The organism is Pseudomonas sp. NPDC086251 (assembly GCF_044746405.1).
Taxonomy (GTDB): Bacteria; Pseudomonadota; Gammaproteobacteria; order Pseudomonadales; family Pseudomonadaceae; genus Aquipseudomonas.
The window spans coordinates 204,227-229,819 of record NZ_JBIVBY010000006.1; the positions used below are offsets into that span (position 1 = coordinate 204,227).

20 protein-coding genes and 1 pseudogene are annotated in these 25,593 nt (G+C 58.5%); 13 read left to right on the plus strand and 8 right to left on the minus strand.

Features of this window, described 5'->3' with window-relative positions; translation table 11 throughout:
- Positions 1 to 5: 5 nt before the first annotated feature.
- From ACIPL2_RS10240 to katG, 11 genes are all read left to right on the plus strand, one after another.
- Positions 6 to 323 carry a hypothetical protein gene (locus ACIPL2_RS10240; RefSeq protein ID WP_401355678.1) on the plus strand — a complete coding sequence of 106 codons (318 nt, stop codon included), beginning with the start codon at positions 6 to 8 and terminating at the stop codon, positions 321 to 323.
- A gap of 1 nt (position 324) precedes the next feature.
- Positions 325 to 552, plus strand: a complete 228-nt coding sequence (locus ACIPL2_RS10245) for a recombinase-like helix-turn-helix domain-containing protein (protein WP_140681286.1) — start codon at positions 325 to 327, stop codon at positions 550 to 552.
- Positions 553 to 573: 21 nt separating this feature from the next.
- Positions 574 to 1,608, plus strand: coding sequence for a Rieske 2Fe-2S domain-containing protein (locus ACIPL2_RS10250; protein ID WP_401355681.1), 1,035 nt, complete (start codon positions 574 to 576; stop codon positions 1,606 to 1,608).
- On the plus strand, positions 1,605 to 2,042 hold the full coding sequence (locus tag ACIPL2_RS10255; RefSeq protein WP_401355682.1) for a Rid family hydrolase: 438 nt from the start codon (positions 1,605 to 1,607) through the stop codon (positions 2,040 to 2,042). Before ACIPL2_RS10250 ends, ACIPL2_RS10255 begins: the two co-directional genes overlap by 4 nt.
- 3 nt (positions 2,043 to 2,045) lie before the next feature.
- On the plus strand, positions 2,046 to 3,005 hold the full coding sequence (locus ACIPL2_RS10260; RefSeq protein ID WP_401355684.1) for a PDR/VanB family oxidoreductase: 960 nt from the start codon (positions 2,046 to 2,048) through the stop codon (positions 3,003 to 3,005).
- A complete protein-coding gene (locus ACIPL2_RS10265) occupies positions 2,995 to 3,246 on the plus strand; it encodes a hypothetical protein (RefSeq protein WP_401355686.1) in 252 nt (83 codons plus the stop codon). Before ACIPL2_RS10260 ends, ACIPL2_RS10265 begins: the two co-directional genes overlap by 11 nt.
- A 566-nt stretch (positions 3,247 to 3,812) precedes the next feature.
- Positions 3,813 to 5,042 (plus strand): hypothetical protein, encoded by a 1,230-nt coding sequence (locus ACIPL2_RS10270; RefSeq protein ID WP_401355689.1) that lies wholly within the window; start codon positions 3,813 to 3,815, stop codon positions 5,040 to 5,042.
- A 306-nt stretch (positions 5,043 to 5,348) separates the two neighbouring features.
- Entirely contained in the window at positions 5,349 to 6,647 is a 1,299-nt protein-coding gene (locus ACIPL2_RS10275; RefSeq protein WP_401355692.1) for an exo-alpha-sialidase, read from the plus strand.
- The gene (locus tag ACIPL2_RS10280; protein ID WP_401355694.1) at positions 6,644 to 7,255 is read left to right on the plus strand and encodes a hypothetical protein; all 612 of its coding nucleotides are present in this window, start codon (positions 6,644 to 6,646) and stop codon (positions 7,253 to 7,255) included. Before ACIPL2_RS10275 ends, ACIPL2_RS10280 begins: the two co-directional genes overlap by 4 nt.
- A gap of 32 nt (positions 7,256 to 7,287) precedes the next feature.
- Positions 7,288 to 9,324, plus strand: a complete 2,037-nt coding sequence (locus tag ACIPL2_RS10285) for an LTA synthase family protein (RefSeq protein ID WP_401355697.1) — start codon at positions 7,288 to 7,290, stop codon at positions 9,322 to 9,324.
- 378 nt (positions 9,325 to 9,702) lie between these two features.
- A complete protein-coding gene (gene katG / locus ACIPL2_RS10290; RefSeq protein WP_401355700.1) occupies positions 9,703 to 11,958 on the plus strand; it encodes a catalase/peroxidase HPI in 2,256 nt (751 codons plus the stop codon).
- 373 nt (positions 11,959 to 12,331) lie between these two features.
- Here katG and ACIPL2_RS10295 read toward each other — a convergent pair whose 3' ends face one another.
- Positions 12,332 to 13,735: an MFS transporter gene (locus ACIPL2_RS10295; RefSeq protein ID WP_401355703.1), complete on the minus strand. Its 1,404-nt coding sequence runs from the start codon at positions 13,733 to 13,735 to the stop codon at positions 12,332 to 12,334.
- Positions 13,736 to 15,466: 1,731 nt separating this feature from the next.
- On the opposite strand from ACIPL2_RS10295, the gene ACIPL2_RS10300 reads away from it, so the two are divergent.
- A complete protein-coding gene (locus ACIPL2_RS10300) occupies positions 15,467 to 16,612 on the plus strand; it encodes an acyltransferase family protein (RefSeq protein WP_401355706.1) in 1,146 nt (381 codons plus the stop codon).
- Positions 16,613 to 16,692: 80 nt separating this feature from the next.
- On the opposite strand, the gene mqo is transcribed toward ACIPL2_RS10300, so the two are convergent.
- Positions 16,693 to 18,345 carry a malate dehydrogenase (quinone) gene (gene mqo, locus ACIPL2_RS10305; RefSeq protein ID WP_401355709.1) on the minus strand — a complete coding sequence of 551 codons (1,653 nt, stop codon included), beginning with the start codon at positions 18,343 to 18,345 and terminating at the stop codon, positions 16,693 to 16,695.
- 375 nt (positions 18,346 to 18,720) lie between these two features.
- Between mqo and ilvD the strand changes: the two genes are divergently transcribed.
- Entirely contained in the window at positions 18,721 to 20,403 is a 1,683-nt protein-coding gene (ilvD, locus tag ACIPL2_RS10310; protein ID WP_401355711.1) for a dihydroxy-acid dehydratase, read from the plus strand.
- 250 nt (positions 20,404 to 20,653) lie between these two features.
- Here ilvD and ACIPL2_RS10315 read toward each other — a convergent pair whose 3' ends face one another.
- The 6 genes and pseudogenes from ACIPL2_RS10315 to ACIPL2_RS10340 all read right to left on the minus strand — a co-directional run bounded on the left by ACIPL2_RS10315 (position 20,654) and on the right by ACIPL2_RS10340 (position 25,430).
- Entirely contained in the window at positions 20,654 to 21,517 is an 864-nt protein-coding gene (locus tag ACIPL2_RS10315; protein WP_401355749.1) for a methyl-accepting chemotaxis protein, read from the minus strand.
- A pseudogene (locus ACIPL2_RS10320) lies at positions 21,512 to 22,267 on the minus strand (MCP four helix bundle domain-containing protein); the annotation flags it as partial. The gene ACIPL2_RS10315 and the pseudogene ACIPL2_RS10320, both read right to left, overlap by 6 nt.
- A gap of 155 nt (positions 22,268 to 22,422) precedes the next feature.
- On the minus strand, positions 22,423 to 23,370 hold the full coding sequence (locus ACIPL2_RS10325) for a phosphatidate cytidylyltransferase (RefSeq protein WP_401355713.1): 948 nt from the start codon (positions 23,368 to 23,370) through the stop codon (positions 22,423 to 22,425).
- Positions 23,367 to 23,966 (minus strand): lysophospholipid acyltransferase family protein, encoded by a 600-nt coding sequence (locus ACIPL2_RS10330; RefSeq protein ID WP_401355716.1) that lies wholly within the window; start codon positions 23,964 to 23,966, stop codon positions 23,367 to 23,369. Before ACIPL2_RS10330 ends, ACIPL2_RS10325 begins: the two co-directional genes overlap by 4 nt.
- A complete protein-coding gene (locus ACIPL2_RS10335; protein WP_401355718.1) occupies positions 23,953 to 24,585 on the minus strand; it encodes a CDP-alcohol phosphatidyltransferase family protein in 633 nt (210 codons plus the stop codon). Before ACIPL2_RS10335 ends, ACIPL2_RS10330 begins: the two co-directional genes overlap by 14 nt.
- A 98-nt stretch (positions 24,586 to 24,683) precedes the next feature.
- The gene (locus ACIPL2_RS10340; RefSeq protein ID WP_401355720.1) at positions 24,684 to 25,430 is read right to left on the minus strand and encodes a DUF72 domain-containing protein; all 747 of its coding nucleotides are present in this window, start codon (positions 25,428 to 25,430) and stop codon (positions 24,684 to 24,686) included.
- Positions 25,431 to 25,593: the final 163 nt, after the last annotated feature.

Consider the following 25,593-nt stretch of genomic DNA (forward strand, 5'->3'; position numbering starts at 1 on the left):
CGGGCATGAGCGAAACCTTGCTGGTGAGCGTGCTGCTCAAGCACGACCAATCAAAGAACCTGGAAGACATTCAGCGGCACATGAAGCAGCAGGACTGGTGGGAGCGGTTTCCTCCGCAAGGCGTTGAGGTGGTGTCCTGGACCGTGGCCATGGGCCTGGGCCAGATCGTCACCCTGCGTTTGCCACCGAGTCTGCTGCCGACCCTCAACGTCGAGCTTGAACGCTCGGCCTGGGGCGTGTTCAGCACCGATGTTTTCCCGACGTATGACTTTATTCCCGTGCGCGAAATGATCCGCGAACGGGTACGTAACGGAGGTCAATGAGATGAGCAATACCGAACCCTACCTGGAGCCGCACCAGGCCCGCAAACGTCCCAACACCCAATTCGAGGAGCTGCTCGGCGACTCCATCGAACGCGCCTTTGGTAACGGGGTCACCGAGCTGCCCGACCTGCTCGCGCACCTCAACCTGGCCGGACCGCCCTGCCCGCTGACCACCGGAGAGTGGACACCAGACGCCTATAAAACCCTGATGGCTCGGCTGGGCGAATGACCCGCCGGAGGACAATAAGAAATGAACATGAATACAACCGTCGATCCCGCTGAAAACCTCTTGGCCAATGGCTTGAAAAACCTTTGGTTCCCGGTCCTGCCCTCCGATCTGCTGGGCGAAAAACCGCTGTCGATCCGCCGCCTCGGCTACAAGATCGCGCTGTGGCGCGACAACGACGGCAGCGTGCATGCCCTGGAAGATCACTGCCCGCATCGCGGCGCGCCGTTGTCCCAGGGACCGGTGCTCGGTGACCGTCTGCAATGCCCTTATCACGGCGTCGAAGTGCGCTGCGACGGCACCGTCACCAAGGTTCCCGGCAGCCCCGGTTGCAAGCTCGAAGGCAGCCGCCCGACCCGCATGTTCCACACCCGTGAAGCCGCTGGCGCAATCTTTCTGTACAACGCCGCCGACCCGCACGTGGATACTCCGCCGGAGCTGGTCTTGCCTGAGCAGTTGACCTCCCCCGACTGGAGCAGCTTCGTCTGCTACACCGAGTGGAAAGGTGATTACCGCTACGTGATCGATAACGTCATGGACCCGATGCACGGCACCTACCTGCACAAGATGTCGCACTCCATGAGCGAAGGCGAAGCCACGGCCAAGTTCGTCACCCGCGACACCGACAACGGCTTCTTCTTCGAGAAAGAAGGCCAGCGCGGGGTGAATTTCGACTGGACCGAGTTCATGGACAACGGCTGCCACTGGCTGCGCCTGGAAATCCCTTATCCGAAAACCGGCGGCCCGGGTGGCAACTTCACCATCATCGGCAGCTACACGCCGAGCAGCCGCGCCTTGTCGGCGGTGTTCCACTGGCGCTGCCGTCCATTGACCGGCTGGCAGCGCGACACCTGGCGTTTCCTCTACAAAAATCGCCTGGAAGCACGTCACTGGGCAGTGCTCGAACAGGATCGAGTGCTGCTCGAGTTCATGGAGCCGGACGCCAACCAGCGTGAAAACCTCTACCAGCATGACCTCGGTGTGGTGCGCCTGCGTCGCTACCTGAAGAACGCGGCCAAGGCCCAACTGGAGCTGATCGACGCGAAGCAGTTGTCATGAACTCAGCCGTGCAACGTGTTCAGGCCGACTCGTTGATCGAGTCGGCCAGCGCCACCTGGTCGAATGCCTTGCTGATCGGCAATGAAGTGGTGATGTCCGGCATGACCGGCCATCCCGCTACACGCCTGGCGGTTGTCGCTGACGCGCCCCTCGATGCCTACGCCCAGACGCTGGTCGTATTGAACAAAATCCGCGCGCTGGTCGAAGCGGCGGGTGGGCATGTTGGCAACATCTATCGGTTGACGGTGTATGTCACGGCCATCGGCGACAAGGATGAAGTAGGCCGTGCGCGGCGTGACTTTTTCCAAGGTCAGGCGGTTTTCCCGACATCCACGCTGGTCGAAGTCAGCGCACTGGTGTTTCCCGAACTGCGGGTAGAGATCGAGGCCAGTGCGCGTCTCGATCTTGATTTACGTACTGTCGAAAAGAGGTGACCGATGTCCCATTCCTCCCCCCTCACCGCTCGCGTGCACACGCTGCGCTATGAAGCCGAAGGCATTATCAGCGTCGAGTTGCGGCCGTTTGGCGACACGGTGTTCGCCCCGTTTGAAGCGGGCTCGCACATTGATCTGCACTTGCCCAACGGCCTGGTGCGCAGTTATTCATTGCTCAACTCGCCGAGTGAAAAAGGCCGGTATGTGATCGGTATCCTGCGTGACCGCAACAGCCGCGGCGGTTCGGAGTATGTGCACGCACAACTGCGGGTCGGTATGCAATTGTCGATCTCGTCACCGCGCAATAATTTCCAGCTCGACCCGAGTGCCAGGCACAGCGTGCTGGTGGCCGGCGGTATTGGTATCACGCCGATTTACTGCATGTTTCGCCAACTGCTGGCGCTGGGTAAATCCGCCGAGCTTATCTACTGCGCCCGCTCGCGCCAGGAAGCCGCGCTGGTTGAAGAACTCAGCGGTTTGAATGCCAAAGTCGTCTATCACTTCAATGATGAAAAAGGCATGCCTCCGGACCTGAGCGCCTATTTGGCGGATCAGCCCAGTGACACGCATTTCTATTGCTGTGGCCCGACGCCGATGCTTGATGCGTTTGAAAGTACCTGCGAAGGCCTTGGTTATCCGCATGCGCATATCGAGCGTTTCGCGGCGGCTGAACTGCCGCCTTCGGAAGATGCGCAGAGCAGCTACAGCGTCGAGCTGAAAAAATCCGGCAAGACATTATCGATTGAGCCGGGGCTGAGTTTGCTCGACGTGTTGCTTGAGGCAGGTTGCGACATTGAGTACAGCTGCCGCGAAGGGGTATGCGGTTCGTGCGAGACGCGGGTGCTGGAGGGTGATGTTGATCATCGCGATGGCGTGTTGACCAAAGCTGAGCGGGCGGCGAATAAGTCGATGATGGTGTGTGTCTCGGGTTGTAAGAGTCGGCGTTTGGTGCTTGATCTTTAACGCGCGGCTTGCCCGCGAAGAAGGCCTGACAGCCGACCAATCTCTCGCAGGTGCACACCGTCCAAATGTGGGAGCGGGCCTGCTCGCGAAGGTCGTCAACGATGATGCGTTTCAACAGGATAAACGTCGCGCATTCAAAACCTTCGCGAGCAAGCCCGCTCCCACATTTGAGCTTCGTCGTGCACAAAATCTGCGTTCACTGAAGATCAATGTGGGAGCGGGCTTGCTCGCGAAGCTGTAGATCTTGCCGTTGCTGTTGCTTCAGATCTGCTGCCCCTTTCCCAGAGGCCGAACGCAGGCGTTGCGCAGGGGGCACCGCGGCAAGGATGCCGCGGTAGCCGCCCCCGCCATGGTAAAAGCGAAACCATGAGTCGCCATGACCGCAGAAACGGATATGTCCCCCATCCAAATCAAATCAAAAACTTCTCTTAAATAAACTGAAATTTCGAAATATTCGCCGGCCCTTTTTTATTACGCGTGAAGTAAAGACGCACACTCAACGTGCAGTTTCGTTACCCCCTGAGCCCCGCGTTTCACGGGCAACACAAGAAAACCCGTTTCCCATATAAACAATTGTTTTTACTGGACTTATTGATAACGACAAGTGGCACATGGCAGTTGGCATAATTTCTGCTCTATCTCTATCAAGTTCATATGTCAGACGCCGTCCCACCGACGAAACAGTAAAAACAAAAACGCACTCCAATACAGCAACACTCGAACTCATCCGCCCATTGCCATTTTAAAGGCAAGCGGAAAAGTGTTGCCGGTCACTTTGTAGCGCTCAACATTGCAGGGGAATCCAACATGAAGAATTACGTTATAGGCCTGGGACTGATAATGACCAGTTGCGTCAGTTTCGCAGGTGAACCCGGTCCTGCTGCGCCAGTGACATCGACGACCGGTAAAAAGCCATTTCCGCATATCGCCTGGCGCAGCGACGACGGTGAAAGCAGCCTGGACATCGGCGGTGCCCTGCGAACCAACTACCGCGACGAGCATTGGGACACCACCGAAAACAACGGACGCTTTCTCTTCGACACCTTCCGAATCGACGTGCAGGCGACTTATAAAAACCTCTTCAGTGATGTCGGCTACTGGTTCCAGGATGACGGCAAACACTCCATCGACCGCGGCTTCGTCGGTTATCGCATCAACAGCAACTCAAACCTGCAACTGGGCGCGCCGCTCAAGCCATTCGGCCTGGAACCTTATCCGCAATTCGGCTGGAGCTATCACCTGCCCTTCTTCATGGGCTATGGCGTCAGCGCCGGCACCGGTTTGAAGTACAGCTACAAGGATCAGGACTGGGACCTGCAACTGGGGTATTTCCCGCGCATGTTGCCTTCCGATATCCGCTACTCACCGGAAGTCGGGCGCTTTGCCGATCTCAACGACAATGCGATCCCCTTCACCCAGTCGCGCCAGGACAACGAGAAACACAACCAGATCAATGCCCGCGTCGCGCGGACCTTCAACAATGATGGCTGGAAAACCGAGATCGGCGCATCGGTGGCCGCTGCCCAGCTGTACAACGCCACCACCAAAGACGACGGCGATTACTGGGCGGGCGGTATCCACGCCATCATCAACGCTGGCCAATGGACCGTCAGCACCCAAGGCATTCGCTACGAGTACGACCCGAAAAACCCCGACGGTGTCAGCAACGACTCGGTGCTGATGGGCAGCAACGGCCTGACGCCGGCCTATCTGATCGCGTCCAAAGCCACCATCGTGTCACTGAACGTTGGCTACGATATCCCGACGCCGAAACTGGGGCAGTTGAAGAAGATCAAACTGTACAACGACTACAGCCGCATGATGAAAGACAAGAGCGGTTGGGACGACTCGCAGATGTACACCGTCGGTGCGCAGTTCCTGGCAATGCCGATCATGGCGTGGGTCGACCTGACCTGGGCGAAAAACGCCAACCCCTACGGCGGTGCGGAAAATGGCACGGGCTTCACCAATACCAGTTCGGTGGGCAGCAATCAGTGGTACTACCGGACCAACGTCAATATCGGGTATTACTTCTGACGCCTTGAAATCGTAGAAAAAGTTTTCACGCTGTGGCACAAAAGTCGTTTTTTTACTAGCCGGACCTGGCAACCGATTGCTGCGGTCCGGTGCTACGACCAATGGCAACCCGCCAATCAGTCCTATAGATCGAACCAAAAGTGCTCTGGTCCGGTAGTTTCATTCTCTCAGCCGAGCCTGTGCCGACAGCATCGACGCGCATCACAAACATCTACTTACAAAACAGTCACTCATAAAACCCGATCCTGTACTAGCGAGTGTTACGTTACGCCGCTCCTTCGGGCCATGAGATGTTCTGTTCTAATTATGCGCATCACCTTACCCGGTCTTCCTACCCTCGGTGTTTACCTTGCCCTTGCCTGCCTCTTTGCGGGCGCATGGTTCACCCACCCTGCCCCCAAGCATGCGTCCTTTGCCCTGATGAGCCCGGCGATGGCCGTGGCCGACAAAGTAGCCAAGCCGATTTATACCAGCCGCTTCGCCTCCTCCGGGCTGGTCGACTTCGTGCATTCCTCGGCGGTCACCGCGTTACCTGACGGGAGCCTGATGGCGGTCTGGTTCGCCGGCACTCGCGAAGGCGCCGCTGACGTACAGGTGCGCTCCGCCCGCTTTAACGTGAGCACCGGTGAATGGGGCGCGGAGCAGGTCATGGCGACCCGCGACTCGACCCAGCAAGGCACCCGCAAATACATTCGAAAACTGGGCAACCCGGTGGTCGCACTCGCGCCGGACAATCGCCTGTGGCTGTTCTACGTGTCCGTATCCATGGGTGGCTGGGCCGCCAGCGCGGTCAATGTGATGGTCTCGGACGACTTCGGTGCACACTGGTCGGCACCGCGTCAGTTGATCACCTCACCCTTTCTGAACATCAGCACCCTGGTTCGCTCGGCACCGGTGTTTCATGTCGACGGTTCCATCGGTTTGCCGATCTACCACGAATTCCTGGGCAAGTTTGCCGAGTACCTGTACTTGAGCGCAGACGGTGCGGTGATCGACAAATACCGCATCAGCCACGGCAATAACTCATTGCAACCAGCGGTGGTGCCGCTGGATGGCCGGCGTGGCATCGCCTTGTTGCGCTATGCCGGCAACACCCACCACCGTGTCTTGGCGAGCCGCACGGAAGATGCCGGGCAAACCTGGAGCGAACCTTATCCGCTCGACCCCTCGAACCCGAATTCCTCCCTGGCGGCGATCGCGACGCCCGAACACGGCTTGCTGGTAGCGCTGAACGACCTGCAGGAGGGGCGCTTCAAGCTGAGCCTGTATGGCACCGATGCGAACATGGACGATTGGCGCTCGTTGCGCGATCTGGACAAATCACCGGACCCGCAAGGCGCGCCGTTTTCGCCCCTCGCCTACAAGGAAATCATCGGCAGAGAGTTCCGTGGCTCCAGTGGCAAGCTTCGCGAACCACTGGAAGCGCAATTCCTCGACAACCTCGACAAGCGTGTCTGTAAAACCCAAGGCTGTGAGTTTGAATATGAATACCCGTACTTCATCCGCAGCCCCGACGGCATGTATCACCTGGTTTATTCCTGGAACAACACCTTCATCAAACACGTCACCTTCAACGATGCGTGGCTGTCCGAGCGTCTCAAATGATTAGTCTGTGGCAAGCCCACGTCAGCTTCGCGATGATCCTCTTCCTGGTGCTGCCGTCTTTTGGACTGAACAAGGCCTGGCGCCTCGCGCTGCTGATCGCACTGTTGGCCGCCAGCTTCATACCACTGGACGGGTTAACGCTGGCCGCGTATTTGCGCAGCCACATCGATGACCTGGCAATCACCTCACTGGTGTTCATGATGTGGGGCTGTTTGCGTCGGCTGGATGTGTTGCCGCCCGCGCAGCACGGTCAAACCCGTGTATTGATCCTCTTCGCCGCGATGGCCCTGGTGCTGTACCCGGCAACCCTGGGCTTGAGTGACCTGGACCCTTATCGATTGGGTTACAGCCCGCGCCCGCTGTTGATTTTCGTCGCACTGCTGACGCTGGGCCTGTTTTACCTGCGCAACGGCCTGGCCGTCGTGATGTTGGCCAGCGCGACCCTGGCCTTCGTCGCCGGGATCAAACCGTCGCACAACTATTGGGATTACCTGATTGATCCGCTGCTGGGTCTGTATTGCTGCCTGGCTTTGCTGATGCTGGCGACGCGCTGGGCGTATCGCTGGCTAATGACGCTGCGCAGTCCCATGGCAAACAAATCCGTTTGAGATTTGACGATATTTTTTACAGGGGAACACGGATGGGTTGGCTGAAATCGAGACGTTTGCATTACTGGCTGGGCGCAACAGCGATTGCGTTTGTGCTGTTTGCACTGCTGCGGGTGGTGTTCTTTTTCGGCTTTTCCGGTTTCGACGCCAACGCCCTGAGCGACGAAAAAGCTGTGCTGGAAACCTTGGGCATCGGCTTTCGTTTCGACCTGCGCCTGGCCATCCTGGTGATGCTGCCGTTGGCGTTGCTGGCCTGGATTCCTCGCTGGAACCTGATCGGCAGCCGTCTGCTTCGTCTCCTCGCCCGGGTCTATCTGGTGGCGATCCTCAGCGTACTGCTGCTGATCTACATCATCGATTTTGGCCATTACGCCTACCTGGGCGTGCGGATCAACGCCACGGTGCTGCGCTTCATCGAGGACGCGCAAATATCCCGTGACATGGTCTGGCAGACCTACCCGGTTATCTGGATTTCTTTGGGTTGGCTGGCAACCGTTGCACTGGTGACCGTGGCCCTGATACGCCTGGAACGCGTCACGCTGGACCGCCCGCGCCAAGTCATTCACCCGCTCTCGGCGACATGGGGTGGCGCGCTGATGGTGGTGCTGGTGCTACTGGGTATTTTGGGCCGTGTGGAGAACATGAACCTTGAAAACCCGGTCCCGCTGCGCTGGAGCGATGCGTTTTTCTCGGGCAATAACCAAGTGGCGGCGTTGGGCCTGAACCCGGTGATTTTCCTCTATGACACGGTCAAGGTCGGCCAATCGCGCTATGACGAAGCACAGGTGCGCGCACACTACGCGGTCATGGCCAAGTACCTGGGCGTCGACCAGCCCGATCCGCAGGCCCTGAACTTCGTCCGCCATCAAGCGCCACAATCCTACAAGGTACCGGGTTCGCGACCGCCGAACGTGATGTTCATCATGCTCGAATCACTGGGCACCAGTGCCGTCGGCGCCTATGGCAACCCGATCAACCCGACGCCGAATATCGATCGCCTGGCCACGCAGAGCTGGTTCTTCGAGCACTTCTACGTGCCGGTAACCGGGACCGCAAAAACCGTCTGGGCCAGCATCAGCGGAGTACCGGACGTCACGCGCCAGGAAACCGCGACGCGCAATCCGCTGATCACCCAGCAGAACACGCTGATCAATGCCTTCACCGGCTACGAGAAGATCTACACCATCGGCGGCAACTCCGGTTGGGCCAACATGAATGCCTTGATTCGGCAAAGCATCGATGGCGTCCGCTTGTTCGAAGAGCGCGACTGGAAATCCCCGGTGGTGGACGTCTGGGGGATCTCGGACCTGGACCTGTTCAAGGAAACCGACCAGATCCTGCAAGCGCTGCCCAAGGACAAACCGTTCTTCGCCTACGTGCAAACGGCCGGCAACCACCGCCCCTTCACGATTCCCAAGAGCAATGACGGGTTCGAGGTCAAGCACCCGACCCTGGAAGAAGTCCAGGCCGCGGGCTCACGCAGTGTCGAGCAGTACAACGCCGTGCGCTTGCTGGACTTCAACATCGGCCGCCTGATGGAAATCGCCAAGGCCGGTGGCTGGTACGAAAACACCATTTTCGTGATGTTTGGCGACCACAACACCCGCATCGCCCAGATCCCTTACCTGGCACCGGCCTACGAGCAACTGGGCCTGGAAAGCAACGCGGTGCCGATGCTGATTCATGCACCCGGTTTGCTCGGGACGCGTAAGGTCAAGGAAGCGGTCGGCCTGGTGGACTTGCTGCCAACCGTGGCCGGCATGGCCGGCCTTGAGTTCCGCAACAGCGGCATGGGCCGTGATATCCAGCAGCCGGCGCCCGAGGGTGAGCGCGTGGTGCCGCTGGTCTTGCGTGAAGGCACGTTCCCGCTGATTGCCGGCGTGACTCAACATTACATGGTGCAGATGGAACATGACGGCAGCTCGCCCTCTCTCCATGACCTGGCCTCACCGACGCCGCTGGACAACGTCGCCGAGCAAAACCCGGAAGAGTTCAAACGCCTGTCACAACTGACCCGCGCCCTGCATGAAACCTCACGGTTGATGCTGTACCAGAACGTGCGCAAGTGATGGTTTTCCCGCGTCTATACTGCAAATAGACGCGGAATTACCCGTGACACCCGTAAAAGACTCTGCCTATCACGATCTAATACTCCACCTATTAGCTGACTTCCCAACTGGGGTCTAACCTTACTCGAGCGCTGGCACCATAAGCCGGCCGGTAAGAGCTGATAAGGAGATAGGAATGGGTCAGAAGCCTGACTAAACCTGCCGTGGGCCACCGTGCAGGCAACTCGATTGCCGCTGTTCAGAATCCCCGAGTCATCAAAACAATCAGTTGATCAAAGTGCTGGCCCAGCAGCCTGTGTCATTGGTTTCGCCCGTTGCTGTTTAACGCCCAACACTGGGCCGAATAGCCGGATGAACACGACCAAAGGTAGCTCACAGATGGCAAACGAATCGAAATGCCCGTTCAATCACGCCGCTGGCGGTGGCACGACGAACCGCGACTGGTGGCCGAACCAACTGAATCTGAAGATCCTGCACCAGCACTCGTCCCTGTCCGATCCCCTGGGCGAGAACTTCAACTATGCCCAAGCGTTCAAGAGCCTGGACTTTGCGGCGGTCAAGCAAGACCTGAATGCGCTGATGACCGATTCACAGGATTGGTGGCCGGCGGACTTCGGTCACTACGGGCCACTCTTCATTCGCATGGCCTGGCACGCCGCTGGCACGTACCGCACCGGTGACGGGCGTGGCGGCGCCGGCTCCGGTCAACAACGCTTCGCCCCGCTCAACAGTTGGCCGGATAACGTCAGCCTCGACAAGGCGCGCCGGCTGCTCTGGCCGATCAAGCAAAAGTACGGTCGTAACATTTCCTGGGCAGACCTGATCGTTCTCACCGGCAACGTCGCGCTGGAATCCATGGGCTTCAAGACCTTCGGGTTTTCTGGCGGGCGTCCGGACGTCTGGGAACCGGATGAAGACGTTTACTGGGGGTCTGAAAACAAGTGGCTGGGCGGCGACACGCGCTACGGCAAAGACAATGAACCCATGCAAGAACCCGGCGAAGGCCCACTCGTTGCCGAACCCGGCGAAAACGAAGAGAGTCGTACCGAGCAGGGACGCAACCTCGAAAACCCGCTCGCTGCGGTGCAGATGGGCTTGATCTACGTGAACCCTGAAGGCCCCGAAGGCAACCCGGATCCCGTCGCTTCGGCCAAGGACATCCGTGAAACGTTCGGTCGCATGGCAATGAATGACGAGGAAACCGTGGCGCTGATCGCCGGCGGCCACGCCTTCGGCAAGACCCACGGCGCCGGACCTGCCGACAATGTCGGCGCCGAGCCGGAAGCGGCTGGCCTCGAACAACAAGGCTTTGGCTGGAAGAACAGCTTCGGCACCGGCAAAGGCCCGGACACCATCACCAGCGGCCTGGAAGTGACCTGGACCACCACGCCCACCCGTTGGAGCAACAACTACCTGGAAAACCTGTTTGGTTTCGAGTGGGAACTGAGTAAAAGCCCGGCCGGGGCGAACCAATGGGTCGCGAAAAACGGTGCGGGGGCTGGCACCATTCCAGATGCACATGACCCGTCCAAGCGGCGTAATCCGACCATGCTGACCTCGGACCTGGCCCTGCGATTCGACCCGATCTACGAACCGATTGCGCGACGCTTCCTGGCCAATCCCGATCAATTGGCCGACGCCTTCGCCCGCGCCTGGTTCAAGCTCATCCACCGCGACATGGGGCCACTCTCGCGCTACCTCGGCCCGGAAATGCCGGCCGAAGAATTGCTGTGGCAAGACCCGATCCCGGCAGTCGACCATGAACTGGTCAACGACAGTGACGTCGCTGCACTCAAGAGCAAAATCCTCGCCTCCGGCCTTAGCGTTCCGCAGTTGGTGTCGACGGCCTGGGCGGCGGCTTCCACCTTCCGTGGCTCGGACAAGCGCGGCGGTGCCAACGGTGGGCGTCTGCGACTGGCTCCGCAGAAATTCTGGCAAGCCAACCAGCCTGAGCAACTGGCCAACGTGCTGGGCAAACTTGAAAACATCCAGAATGAGTTCAACAGCGGCGGCAAGAAAATCTCGCTGGCCGACCTGATCGTGCTGGCCGGTAACGCCGGCGTCGAACAGGCCGCGAAAAATGCCGGGCACAGTGTGACGGTGCCCTTCACGCCGGGGCGAATGGATGCCTCTCAAGAGCAAACGGACGTGGAATCGTTCGGTTTCCTTGAGCCCATTGCCGATGGCTTCCGCAACTACCTGAAAAGCAGATACCGCGTACCGGCCGAGCAGCTGTTGATCGACAAGGCGCAACTGCTGACGCTGACCGCACCGGAAATGACCGCGCTCATTGGCGGCCTGCGGGTGTTGGACACCAACGTCGGGCAAACCCGGCACGGCGTCTTCACGAAGCAGCCGGGGGCGTTGACCAACGACTTCTTCACCAACCTGTTAGACATGGGCGTGGAGTGGAAACCGGTCTCGGAAGCTAACGAGGAGTTCGAAGGCCGCGATCGCAAAACGGGTGAAGCGAAGTGGACTGCCACGCGTGTCGACCTGGTCTTTGGCTCGAACGCGCAGCTGCGAGCGTTGGCCGAGGTCTATGCCAGCAGCGACGCGAAGGAGCAATTCGTCAACGACTTCGTGGCGGCATGGACCAAGGTGATGAACCTGGATCGCTTCGACCTCAAGTAATCGCTATCACTGAAAGATCGCAACGCCTCCCACTGTGGAGGCGTTGTGCTTTTTGCCAGCGCTGTCGCTGGGCGAACTAAACCGGAGAAATCGTGGCAAGCGCACCAATCAAAAGGGTCAACACCAGAAATCCACCCAGGAAAATCGCCATCTTGCCCATGAAGGCCTCCTACATTGAGTTTGCGGTGCAGCCGCTCGGTGAACGCTGACCGTGCCGTCATTGTGAGCCGAGGGCTGTGTGCATTACAGAGGCAGATTGCGCTGAAAAGTACGGATCAGAGGCTGCCGAAGGCTGCGATCTCAAGATCTATAAAAACGAAAAAGCTCCGTCCCATCTCAATGGAACGGAGCTTCTTATCGCACTAAACGCTGTTTACAGGTCAGTGATTTCCTTGTGGCGTGGCACCAGCATTTTCATCACGCTCCATGCCACCAGATAGGCCAGCGCACAGATTGCAAACATGATCATGTAGCCGGTGTGAATATCGTTGATGGATTTGTAGTAGTCGAACACCCAACCGCCGATCTTGGTCATCACGACACCGCCCAAGCCGCCTGCCATGCCGCCAATACCGACCACCGAAGCGACGGTCTTTTTCGGGAACATGTCGGACACGGTGGTGAAGATATTGCACGACCACGCCTGGTGCGCCGACGCGCCCACACCGATCAGCAGCACCGGCACCCAGAAACTGATGTAACCGAATGGCTGTGCCAACAGCACCAGCAGCGGGAAGCACGCAATCACCAGCATGGCTTTCATGCGACCGTCATACGGCTTGTCGCCGCGCGCCATGAAATAGCTCGGGAACCAGCCGCCGCCAATACTGCCCACCATGGTCATGCTGTACAGCACGGCCAGCGGCAACACGATGGCCTGGCCTTTCATGCCGTATTGCGCCGACAGATAAGTTGGCAGCCAGAACAGGAAGAACCACCACACGCCGTCGGTCATGAACTTGCCAAAGGCAAAGGCCCAGGTCTGGCGGTAGGTCAGCAATTTGAACCACGAGACTTTTTTGGCGACTTCGCCCGCTACCGGCGCGGTGACCACTTCCACGGTGTCATCGCTGCGGATGTAGGCCAGTTCCTGCGCCGACAAGCGTTTTTGCTGTTCCGGTTTCTCGTACAAGGCGATCCAGACGGCTACCCAAACGAAGCCCAACATGCCGATGACGATAAACGCTGCTTCCCAGCCCCAGAGACCGGCAATCAGCGGCACGCAGATCGGTGCCAGGACCGCGCCAACGTTCGCGCCGGAGTTGAAAATACCGGTGGCGAAGGAGCGTTCCTTCTTCGGGAAGTATTCGGCAGTGGCCTTGATCGCAATCGGGAAGTTACCCGCTTCGCCGATCGCCAATACAGCGCGCGACAGCATGAAGCCGGCAATCGAGACCGGGATGACCGCCAGGCCGAACGCGCTGCTCACGGCAGCGATGCCCTCGCCCATCGGCACTGAAAACGCGTGCATCATCGCGCCGGTTGACCAAACGCCGATCGCCACGATGTAGGCCTTCTTGGTGCCGATTTTATCGACGAAACGGCCGGCGAACAGCATGGAAATCGCGTACACGAACTGGAAAACCGAAGCGATGTTGGCGTAGTCGGTGTTGCTCCAGCCAAACTGCGTCGACAGGTCCGGCGCCAACAAACTCAGTACCTGACGGTCCAGGTAGTTGACGGTGGTGGCAAAAAACAACAGCGCACAGATCGTCCAGCGATATTTGCCAACGGCCTGGCCTATGCGTTGCGGATTGATGGGCTCGTTCAGATTCATAGCATCACTTTATTATTGGATTATGGTGATGATCTCTCGGTTTCAAGCGAGATCAATTGTGTCGTAAAGCATCGCCAAAACGCGAGAATTCGCGCCAGGGCTGGTCAGATTTCGCCGTGTTTCCCGATCGACTTATTGCTCCCACCACCGATGAATCACGCGTAGCAAAATTCTCAGGGTGGGCTTTTAGCGAATGCTATGAGGCGTCTTGCGCATGCAATGGGCGTGAGGGTGCGCACGGGCGATCGGTCAAGATCGGGCCATGGGAAGCGGTATTCGAGGAGGTGAGTACGCTGGTGGATTTCATAGTGGGGGCCGACACTCATTTTTATTTTTAGGGTTGAACAGCCGACTTATCGTCTGTCGTCGTACAACTGTCGCTTTTATATCGACTTCGGTGCCGGGCTGTCAATCTGAAAAATGGCCGTTCGTCTTGATAGGGAATGCTTGCTAGGTTTTCTGTTTCTTACAGGTTGCGCTGGCTGTGGGGCTGTTAGCCTTTGATATTGGGGGTGTTGAGGGCGGGCTTTTGGGTTTCTGGCGTCAAGCTTCGTTGTACGACGACCAATACCATGCATTGGGGGTATATCCGTTTTTTTGGTTGCTGCGGCTATGGGTTTCGCCCTTACGGCGAGTCACTTTCGAAAAGCGCGAAAGTAACCAAAGCGCTTCTGCCCTTTCGTTCGGTGCCTCGCTAAGGCTCGGCATGCCCTCGCTCCGGTCCTGCTCCGTGGGCCCGCCGCCATCGGCCATCCATGGCCGGGGGCGGCTAACCCGGCATCCCTGCCGGGTTGCCCACTGCGCAGAACCTGCGCTCGGCCTCTCGATGGGCGGTGCATCAAAATCAAAAGCACGGCGGCCTACCGGCCGGCCTGATTGGGGAATACGAGTTCCCCTGTAGGAGCGAGCTCGCTCGCGAAGAACGTCAATGACGGCGCGTGTTAACAGGATAAACGCGGTGCCTGTGGGTCCATCGCGAGCAAGCTAGCTCCTACAGGGGATCGGTGCGATACAAATAGATGCGCACACACGGTCAATGTAGGAGCGCCGAAGGCTGCGATTTTTGATCTTGCCGTTGCTTTGCTTTGCTTTGCTTCGGCTTCAGATCTGCCGCCCCTTTCCCAGAGGCCGAACGCAGGCGTTGCGCAGGGGGTACCGCGGCAAGGATGCCGCGGTAGCCGCCCCCGGCCATGGATGGCCGATGGCGGCGGGCCCCCGGAGCAATGCCGGAGTGAGGGCATGCCGAGCCTAAGCGAGGCACCGAATGGAGGGGCAAGACCTTTTGGTTACTTTTGGCTGGGCCGGCATTCCGGGCGTTTGCCAAAAGTGACCCGCTGTAAGAGCGGAACCGTAAGTAGCCGTTACCGCAGCAACGGATATACCCCCCATCCCAATCGCCATAATCCAACCCCCAATTCCCCCTAAAAAATCAGTAGCTTTTTTGACGCTGTAATTGCGTCGTTAATACACCCGCCATCACACGAAAAAACCAGCTTGCTCTTTTAAAGAGTGATGCTAGCGTGACATCAGATCAGCGGTTTGTTATTCGCCAATTAAGCGTTTAAATCTTGCGCTACGCTCTTCATTGCAGCACTGAAGGGTTTGCAATCATTCCCGGAGCGGGTGGCACGTTACCGGGTAGAAGCCGTGCGAAACCCTCGCCGACCCAGCGACAGGGTCATCGTAGGTGAATCCAAAACGTGCCGCCTATGCAAGTCAGGGAGCCCGGATATGCGCGCAGAGAAGCGTTTTTACTCGCTGGACAGTTTCAGGGGGCTGCTGGCCGCTTCAGTCATGCTCTATCACTTACGCGTCAGCGACAGCTTTACCGAATGGTTGTTTTTTCGCCATGCCGATGTATTCGTTTCGTTCTTTTTTGTACTGAGCGGCTTTGTCTTGACGCATGCGTATGGCAGCGCTGTGCAATTTAATTTTCGCAAGTTCTTCATAACGCGGACTTTCCGTTTATTGCCACTGCACCTCTTCATGTTAGGTGTTTTTATACTCTTGGAGTGCGGCCGGTATATGGCTGTCCAAAAAGGCATGACGTTCAACAATGCGCCATTCACTGGAAAGTTTGCCCCGGCTGAAATTCTGCCTAATGCGCTGCTGTTGCAATCCTGGACGTACTTGACCAATCCCCTGTCGTTCAACTATCCGTCCTGGAGCATCAGTATCGAGTACTACACCTATATGATCTTCGCCGTGATCCTGAGCATCGCCTTCGGCGTCAGGACATGGGTCTGGGCAACGATGGTCTGCGTGGCCCTCGCACTGATGTTTGCAGGCAATACCTTCTTCACCATCGAGTCGCTGCGGGGCATCACCTACTTTTTCACCGGCTGCCTGGCGTACGCCGTGTATCTGAAGCTCCCCCACCCCGGCCAGGCCAAAGCCGGGTTGCTGACAGCGCTTGAAGTGGCGGCTGTGGCCGCGGCGCTGGTATTCGTGGTCAATGATTTTGCAGGCAAATCATTGGTGGCCAGCCCGTTGTTCGGTGTCATCGTATTGATATTCGCCTTTGATGGCGGTGCAGTGTCGCGGTTGTTGGCGGGACGGCCCTTCGGGTTTCTCGGCAAGTTGTCTTATTCCATCTACCTGACCCACGCGGCCATTCTGTTTTGCGTCGTGTCGGCGTTCATGGTGGCGGCAAAAGTCCTTGGCGTTGAGATCGCACCGATGATCGACGGAATCCGCTACCTGGACACCGGTAATGCCCTGTTCAATAACGTCATCGCGTTGCTGGTAGTGGGCGTGGTAATCCTGGCGTCGATGTTCACCTACCGCTATGTCGAAATGACCGGGCAAGCCCTCGGCCGAACGCTTAGCAACAAACCCGCGCACAGAAGCCCCGTGCTGAGGCCGGACGCTGACTGAATACTGGCCCCTCAAAACCCGTTCACAAAAAAGCCCACTGACCGTCACCGGTTCAGTGGGCTTTGCGATTGCGCTTCTACTTACAAAGCCATATCGCTGGCAGCATTAGCCTTCGGCGCTTTTGCTTTATCAGCATCCGCCGGAGCAGCAGCCGGAGCCACCACCTGACCGATCGCCGGCGGCGGAGTCAGTTGCAGCACCTTGGCGGTGTAAGCCCACTCCTCGGCAACCTTCTCAGGACTGCCATTGAGCTGAGTGCCATAGCTCGGCACGATCTGGTGCAGCTTTTCCTGCCAGGCTGGCGAAGCCACCTTGTCCTTGAACACTTTCTGCAGCACGGTCAGCATGATCGGCGCAGCGGTCGATGCACCCGGCGATGCGCCCAGCAAACCAGCAATGGTGCCGTCTTGCGAGGCAACAATCTCGGTACCCAACTTCAGCACGCCACCGGCCGCTTCATCACGCTTGATGATTTGCACGCGTTGGCCGGCTTGCCACAGGCGCCAGTCTTCGGCTTTGGCGTTCGGGAAGTATTCTTTCAGGGCGTTGAGGCGATCTTCGTCAGACAGCATCAGTTGGCCAGCCAGGTACTCGACCAGCGGGTATTCCTTGATGCCGACCTTGGTCATTGGCCACACGTTGTGCGTGGTCGTGGTGGTCAGCAGGTCCAGGTACGAGCCTTCTTTGAGGAACTTGGTGCTGAAGGTCGCGAATGGGCCAAACAGGATCACGCGCTTGCCGTCCAGCACGCGGGTGTCCAGGTGCGGAACCGACATCGGCGGCGCGCCAACGGAGGCTTTGCCGTAGGCCTTGGCCAGGTGTTGCTCGGCGATGGTCGGGTTTTCGGTGACGAGGAACGAGCCGCCTACCGGGAAGCCAGCGTATTCCTTGGCTTCGGGAATGCCGGACTTCTGCAGCAAGTGCAGTGCACCGCCGCCCGCGCCGATGAAGACGAACTTGGCGTCGGTTTCGGATTTGCTGCCGTCTTTCAGGTTTTTGTAGCTGACGCGCCAGCTGCCGTCTGCGTTCTTGGTGATGTCTTGCACTTCGCTAGACAGTTTCAAGTCGAACTTCGGCGTGGTTTGCAGGTGCGCAACGAACTGGCGGGTGATCTCGCCAAAGTTGACGTCGGTGCCGATCGGAGACCAGGTGGCCGCGATTTTCTGGTTCGGGTCGCGCCCTTCCATCATCAGCGGAACCCACTTCTTGATCACAGCCGGGTCTTCGGAGTACTGCATGCCGGCGAACAGCGGGCTCGCTTGCAAAGCGTCGTAACGCTTTTTCAGGAACTTGATGTTGTCGTCGCCCCACACAAAGCTCATGTGCGGCGTGGAATTGATGAACGAACGCGGGTTTTTCAGCACGCCTTGCTGAACCTGCCAGGCCCAGAACTGACGGGAGATCTGGAACGCTTCGTTGATTTCAACGGCTTTCGGGATCGAGACTTTGCCGTTCTCGTCTTCCGGGGTGTAGTTCAACTCGGCCAGGGCGGAGTGACCGGTACCGGCGTTGTTCCAGCCGTTGGAGCTTTCCAGGGCGACGCCGTCGAGGCGCTCGATCATTTCCATCGACATGCCCGGTTCCAGCTCATTGAGCCAGACACCCAGGGTCGCGCTCATGATGCCGCCGCCAATGAGCAGCACATCAACTTTCTTTGCCTCTTCCGCTTGCGCGGACGCGATCCCCATCGACAAAGCCAGCCCCAGCAGGGCTGTGTTCATTTTTTTAAACATCTGTTGCACCTATGATAAAACGCCATCCGCCCTTCCATCCGAAGTCACAAGGCCCCTGGTTCACGGCAAGCAGGCAGCCTGTCGTGGGTTCCCGTACATAAGGATTGGAGGGTGGGCACACAAGGCCGACTTACTGCATCGACCTCAGTTTATATGTCCCTACTGAACTGGTTTTTTATCATTATTGGCCTCAGCTACTTGAGCGACAGTGATTCTGTTGGCGCGTCGCAAGGACACGCAAACTGAATAGGTCAAACCAAGTTAGTGCGAAGAATATCACGACACGGCAAACCCGCGCGTCTGTTCCCGACTTGATAGTCCGCCTCGGCCACTATACTCATCGTGCTTTTCTCGATGAGCCAGTGAGGAGACGTCATGAGTGACAACGTTGATCTGCGCAAATATTCCTCCCAAGTTGTCGATGGCGTGGAACGCGCGCCCGGACGCTCCATGCTGCGCGCCGTGGGTTTTACCGACGAGGATTTCAAGAAACCGCAGATCGGCATCGCCTCCACGTGGGCGATGGTCACACCGTGCAACATGCACATCGACAAGTTGGCCATCGAAGCCGAAAAAGGCGCGAATGCCGCCGGCGCCAAGGGCGTCATTTTCAACACCATCACCATCTCCGACGGCATCGCCAATGGCACCGAAGGCATGAAGTATTCGCTGGTATCGCGCGAGGTGATCGCCGATTCCATTGAAGTGGTGGCCGGTTGCGAAGGCTTTGACGGGCTGGTGACGGTGGGCGGTTGCGACAAGAACATGCCGGGGTGCCTGATCGGCATGGCGCGGCTGAATCGCCCGTCGATCTTCGTCTATGGCGGCACCATTCGGCCCGGCGCCGGGCACACCGACATCATCTCGGTGTTTGAGGCCGTGGGCCAGAACGCGCGCGGGGACATCAACGAGATCCAGGTCAAGCAGATCGAGGAAGTGGCAATTCCCGGCCCCGGTTCCTGTGGCGGCATGTACACGGCCAACACCATGGCTTCCGCCATTGAGGCGTTGGGCATGAGCCTGCCGGGTTCCAGCTCTCAGGATGCGGTCGGCGACGATAAGGCGTCGGACAGTTTCCGCGCCGGCCAGCAGGTCATGGAGCTGCTCAAGCTAGACATCAAGCCGCGGGACATCATGACCCGCAAAGCCTTTGAAAATGCGATCCGGGTGGTCATCGCCCTCGCCGGCTCGACCAATGCCGTGCTGCATCTGTTGGCCATGGCGCATGCCGTGGACGTCGAGCTGACACTGGATGACTTCGTCGAGCTGGGCAAGGTCTCGCCGGTGGTGGCCGACCTGCGTCCCAGCGGTAAATACATGATGAGTGAACTGGTGGCTATCGGCGGTATTCAGCCGTTGATGAAGCGCATGCTCGCCGCCGGCATGCTGCACGGCGATGTGCTGACGGTCACCGGCAAGACCCTGGCCGAGAATCTGCAAAACGTGCCGGACTACCCCGAAGGTCAGGACGTGATTCTACCCTTCGATCAACCGGTGAAAAAGGACTCCCACCTGGTGGTGCTGCGCGGCAACCTTTCACCCACCGGCGCCGTGGCCAAGATCACCGGCAAGGAAGGCTTGCGCTTTGAAGGGACGGCTCGTGTCTATCACGGCGAAGAAGGTGCGCTGGCCGGTATTCTCAACGGCGAAGTCAAGGCCGGCGATGTGATCGTGATCCGCTACGAAGGCCCCAAGGGCGGTCCGGGCATGCGCGAGATGCTTTCGCCGACATCGGCGGTCATGGGCAAGGGTTTGGGCAAGGACGTGGCGCTGATTACCGACGGCCGTTTTTCCGGCGGCTCTCACGGTTTTGTCGTCGGCCATATCACCCCGGAAGCCTTTGAGGGCGGGCCGATCGCATTGATCGAAGACGGCGACAAAATCACCATTGACGCCGAGACCCGACAGATTACCGTCGATGTATCCGACGCCGAACTGGCCGAGCGCAAGACCCGCTGGGTACGTCCGGATTCCAAATACAAACGCGGCGTGCTGGCCAAGTACGCGAAGACCGTGTCCAGCGCCTCCGAGGGCGCGGTCACGGATAAATACCTCTAGGCGTTTCATGCGCAAATGGCTTCACCACTGCGCCAGTCGCCTGCGGGTTGCTGAGAACATGACCCATTGCGAGGCTGCGATCGACCCTGTAGGAGCTGTCGAGCTTGCGAGGCTGCGATCGGCTGCGCAGCAGTCGTGAAATCAGGCAATGCGGTGTATCAGGAAAATCGCGTGCTGAGGATTTACGACTGCTGCGCAGCCGATCGCAGCCTCGCAAGCTCGACAGCTCCTACAAGGATCGCGTTATGGCTTAAAGCCTGAACCGATCCACCGATTGCGACAGCTGCCCCGCCAGCATCGACAAGTCATCGGTCGTCGAAGCCGTCCGGCCAATCACCTTGCTGTTGTCTTCGGACATGCCGGCAATCATTTCCACCTGATGGGCAATTTCGTTGCTGGCCAGGCTCTGTTCGCCGATGGTGCGGGTGATGTCGTTGACCAGTTGCGTGGTGTTCAGCGTGGCTTCGAGGATTTCACGGATGGCGCGTTCGACGTCGGCGGTCACGGCCATGCCTTTGTCGACCTGCGCAACGCCCGCCTCCATGCTGGTTACTGCCTCGCGAGTGCTTTGCTGAATGCGTGCAACCATGGTGGCAATCTCCTGGGTGGAGGCGCTGGTGCGTCCGGCCAGGCTGCGGACTTCGTCGGCGACCACGGCAAACCCGCGGCCCTGTTCACCGGCGCGGGCCGCTTCGATGGCGGCGTTCAGCGCCAGCAGGTTGGTTTGGTCGGCGATGCCCTTGATCACCTGAATGATGCTGAAAATCCCTTCGGATTCCTTGTCCAGCGTGCGGATCACTTGCGCCGACTGCTGCGCGGAACGCGCGATGCCGTCCATGTCGTTGACCACTTGATGAATCACTCGACCACCATCCTTGGCGAGTGCCTCGGCCTGATTGGCCATGTTCAACGCCCGCTCGGCATGCCGGGTGATTTCCTCGATGCTCGCGGTCATTTCGCTGGCAGCGGCCGCCATCGTACTCGCCGCTGCGCTCTGTTGCTGGCTGCTGCCGGCGACTTCATGGCAGCCATCGCTCAATTGCGAGCTCATGCCGCTGACGCCATGGGCGTTGCTGCGCACGACCTCGATCATGCCGCGCAGGTCGCGTTGCATGGTGGCGAGGCTGCGAATCAACGCGCTGGCTTCGTCCTGGCTGGTCGGCTCGACAATCGGCTCGCTCAGGTTGCCATGGGCGATGCTGTCGGCGATGCGACTGGCGGTGCGCAACGGCCCCAGAATACTCAGAATCACCCAGCGTCCCTGGACCAGCAGCAATAACAGGCTGGCAATCAGCACGACGCCGAGTGCGACGTTGGCGTTGTGAATGGCTTGCGCAGTGCCGACACTGGTCTGTTGAGTGTTGGTTTCGATCAGCTCGCTGAGGGCAGCCATCTGCTCTTCCAGTTGGCTGAATGCCGCACTGAAGGCGCCCAGGTCTTTTTCTGCCGCATCGGGATTTTCCAGCGCCAGGCTGACGATGCGCTCTGCCGCACTGATGTAGGTGTCGAGGCTCGGCTTGACCTTGTTCAGGCCCGCTTTAATCGTGTCGTTGACCGGCAGCTTGAGGTTTTCACCGAGCACTTCACGAAAATGCGCCGCGTGTTCATCGATGGAACTGCGCACCTCGGCTTTGGTGCTGGTGCTTTTGCCCAACCCCACCAGCATGGCCGACAGTACGTCGGCGCGTAATGCGTCGTGCATCATGTCGGCTTCAAGATGATTGCGCAGCGCGGTCATGCTGACCTGGTTGTCATTCACCGCTTCAGCCATCTGGGTGTTACCCAGATAACTGACCAGGCTCATGATCAAGGCAGTGAGCAAGCCGGTGCCCATCAGCAACAGTAGACGTAATTTTATGGACACGGTGGCACCTCTCTCGGCACGTTGTCAGCGGGCTGGCGCCAACTGCAGATTGCTTTTCTGTAGAGGTTATCGACCGGTCCAGGCGCTTATTTAAGCTTGGCGTCACGCTTTCCGTTATTTACGACATGCGGTAGGTCTTGAGCATCGAGGACGCGTTAAGTGACGGAAAAGAAGTACCGCGTCAGGTGAAAGAAAATCGGCGCGGCGAAGCAGATCGAATCCATCCTGTCGAGCATTCCGCCGTGCCCCTTGATCATGGTTCCCCAGTCCTTGGCGCTCAGGCTGCGTTTGATCGCCGACATGACCAGGCCACCCAGAAACCCCATCACCACGATGACAAACGACATCAGCAGTGATTGCCAGAAGTTGAAGGGGGTCATCCAGAACATGCAGCCACCAATCAGCGTGGCTGAAAGGCCGCCACCGACCAAGCCTTCCACGGTTTTTGACGGGCTCACCAGCGGCGCTACCTTGTGCTTGCCGAAGAGTTTGCCGAACACGTACTGCAACACGTCGCTCAACTGCACCACGAACACCAGATAAAACAGCAGCAGCGCGTTCTGGCCCTTGAACCCCTCCAGATCCAGAAGCAACAGCGCTGGCGCGTGGCTGATGCAATAGATGCAAATCATCACGCCCCACTGGATCTTTGCCGTCCGTTCCAGGAAGCCTTCGGTGTCCTGGCTCAGCACGGCAATCGCCGGTAGCAACAAGAATGCATACACCGGGATCAGCAGCGTGAACATCGAATACCAATGCGTTCCGATCAGGATGTATTGCAACGGTATCAGGATGAAAAACGCCGAAAACAGCGCGTTATGATCGCCGAGCGTTGTCGGTGTCAGGGTGATGAATTCCCTGAGCGCGAACAGTGAAATGAAGCTGAACAGGACCACCGTCGCGTTGCCGCCCAGCAGGTAGGACACGAAGAAAATGATCACCATGCCCCACCAGGCATTCACTCGCTGGTTGAGGTTTTCGATGGTCGAGACAGAGGTTTCCGTTTTGGCTCGTTTGGCCAGCAGCCGACCGCAGAGCGAAGCAATGGCCAGCAAGCAGGCCAGCCCGAAAAAGAACCACAAGAACTTTGCTTCAAGACTCATTTGGACAGCCTCACTATGGCGTCACGCGCCCGCTCCAGGAACAGCTGTTTTTCCTCGCCGGCAATCCTTTCCAGCGGGTTGCCGATGCGGATCGTGCAGATGATGGGCAGGGGCACGTGTTTGCCTTTGGGCATGGAGCGATGCAGGTTTTCCAGGTAGATGGGCACCAGGTCGACGTCGGGAAAGGTCTCGCCCAGCCGGTAGAGACCCGATTTGAACGCCCCGGGCAACGCTTGGCTGGACCGAGTGCCTTCTGGAAAAATGATGATCGAGTGGCCGGCCTGCACCACCTCGAAAATCGGCGCCAGCGCGTTTTGACCGGGCGCCGCCTGACGATCGATCAGCACGGCATTCAGCCCTTTCTGCGAGATGTACGACAAAAACCGATTCTTCCCCCAGTAATCGGCGGCGGCGACCGGCTTCACGTTCAGCCGGGCTTCGGGCGGCAGCGCAGCAATGATTGCCAGGGTGTCCATATGGCTGGTGTGATTGGCAAAGTAGATTTTTTGCCGAGTGAGATCCGGCGGGCTCTCCCACCGAGCCGTGACACCGATCAGGAATCGAAGGACAGAAATCAGCGCATTACTGATCCACATGGCTGGCACCTTTTAGCTGTGTGGCGATTGCCAGCGTTCGCGTGACACACGTGGCGGCTGAGCCAATGGCGATGATGGACAGAGCGATCAACAGCACATAGTGAGTGCCATAAATGCTCGCTTCGATGGCATTCAGCACAAGCCCCGCCGTCATCACGGCCATCCGATGCTGCTTGGCCATCGGCCCCATGAAGCTCTGCTGCAGGCCGATGGAGCCGCCAAACACTCGGACATAGGCGGTCAACGCAGCGGCCAGGGCTGCAAACCATCCGAGGTTCGGGTAGCCAATGGCGTACCCCAGCCCGACGATCAGCAGGCTGTCGGCAATGCGGTCGGGAAACTCGTTGTAGAGACTGCCGATGGCGGATTGCTTGCCGCCCTCCATCGCGACCATCCCGTCGAAGAGGTTGCACAAAAGGCGCAACTGAATGCCAACCGCGCAGCAAATCGAGCCAACGACACCGCTATCCATATTCAGCGCCACAGCCGCAAACAGCGCAAAAGCGATGCTGGCGACGGAGATATGATTGGGGGAAATGTCTTTTTTCACCAGGATGGCGGTAACGCGTTTAGCCCAGCCCGCAGAGCGCGTCTTGATCGGTCTTCTGTTTTCATCCATGTGCCAAAGTCCCTATCAAGGGTGAAGTACTGAAGATGCAGTGTAGTGGCGAGTTGAGTGTTCAGTGCAACCCTGACAAGGGAACCTGCGAAATGATGTCAGACGCTTCCTGAAGTGCGCTGATGGGACGCTGACAACGCTTGAAGGGTCAGCGCGTTGCTCACGGCAAAACCGCTGGCGGTGTTATCGAAAATGCACCAGGTGTCGATGCCCGCGCGGGGCGATGTGTGGACGTGCGCAGCCAGCGCCTGCAACCGGATTGGATCATAGTCGCTGTAGTAAATACGCGGCGAGCCATGCAGGCGCCAGTAATGAATTCCCGGCCAACCGCCCGGAGATCCTCCACCGGGAATCGGCGACGGATCAGCCGCGACTCGGCCGATTTTCTGCTCGATCAATAAAGCGTCCGCACTCAGCCAGGACGCGTGCCGAGGCTCGAGCACCACCGCGCCTGCATAACGCTGGCGTAACGCCTGGAAAAAAGCTGTGGCGATCGCTTCGTCATAGACCAGTGACGGCGGCAATTGAACCAGCAGGCAACCCAACGAATCCCCCAGCGCCGTGCACTGGGCAAGAAACTCATCCAGCAACAGCTCGCAGCCCTGCAAACGCTGCACATGGGTAATGACCTTGGGCACCTTGACCGAAAAGCGAAAGGACGTAGGCACCGACTGCGCCCAGCGAAAATAGGTGTGTGGCCGATGCGGGCGATAAAACGAGCTGTTGATTTCGACCGACGTCAGTTGCGACGCATACCGTTGCAGGTGTGTGCCGTGGCCGGTAAACAGCGGCCAGTATTCACGCGGCAGATTCCAGCCGGCACACCCTACGTAAATCGCTGACATCTGATTTCCCCCTTACATCCCCTTGTAGCAGCTGCCGAAGGCTGCGTTCGGCTGCGCAGCAGTCGCAAATCCGTTATGTCAGATCTACCTGATAGACCGCGTTGAATGGTTTTACGACTGCTTCGCAGCCGAACGCAGCCTTCGGCAGCTGCTACAGGGACGC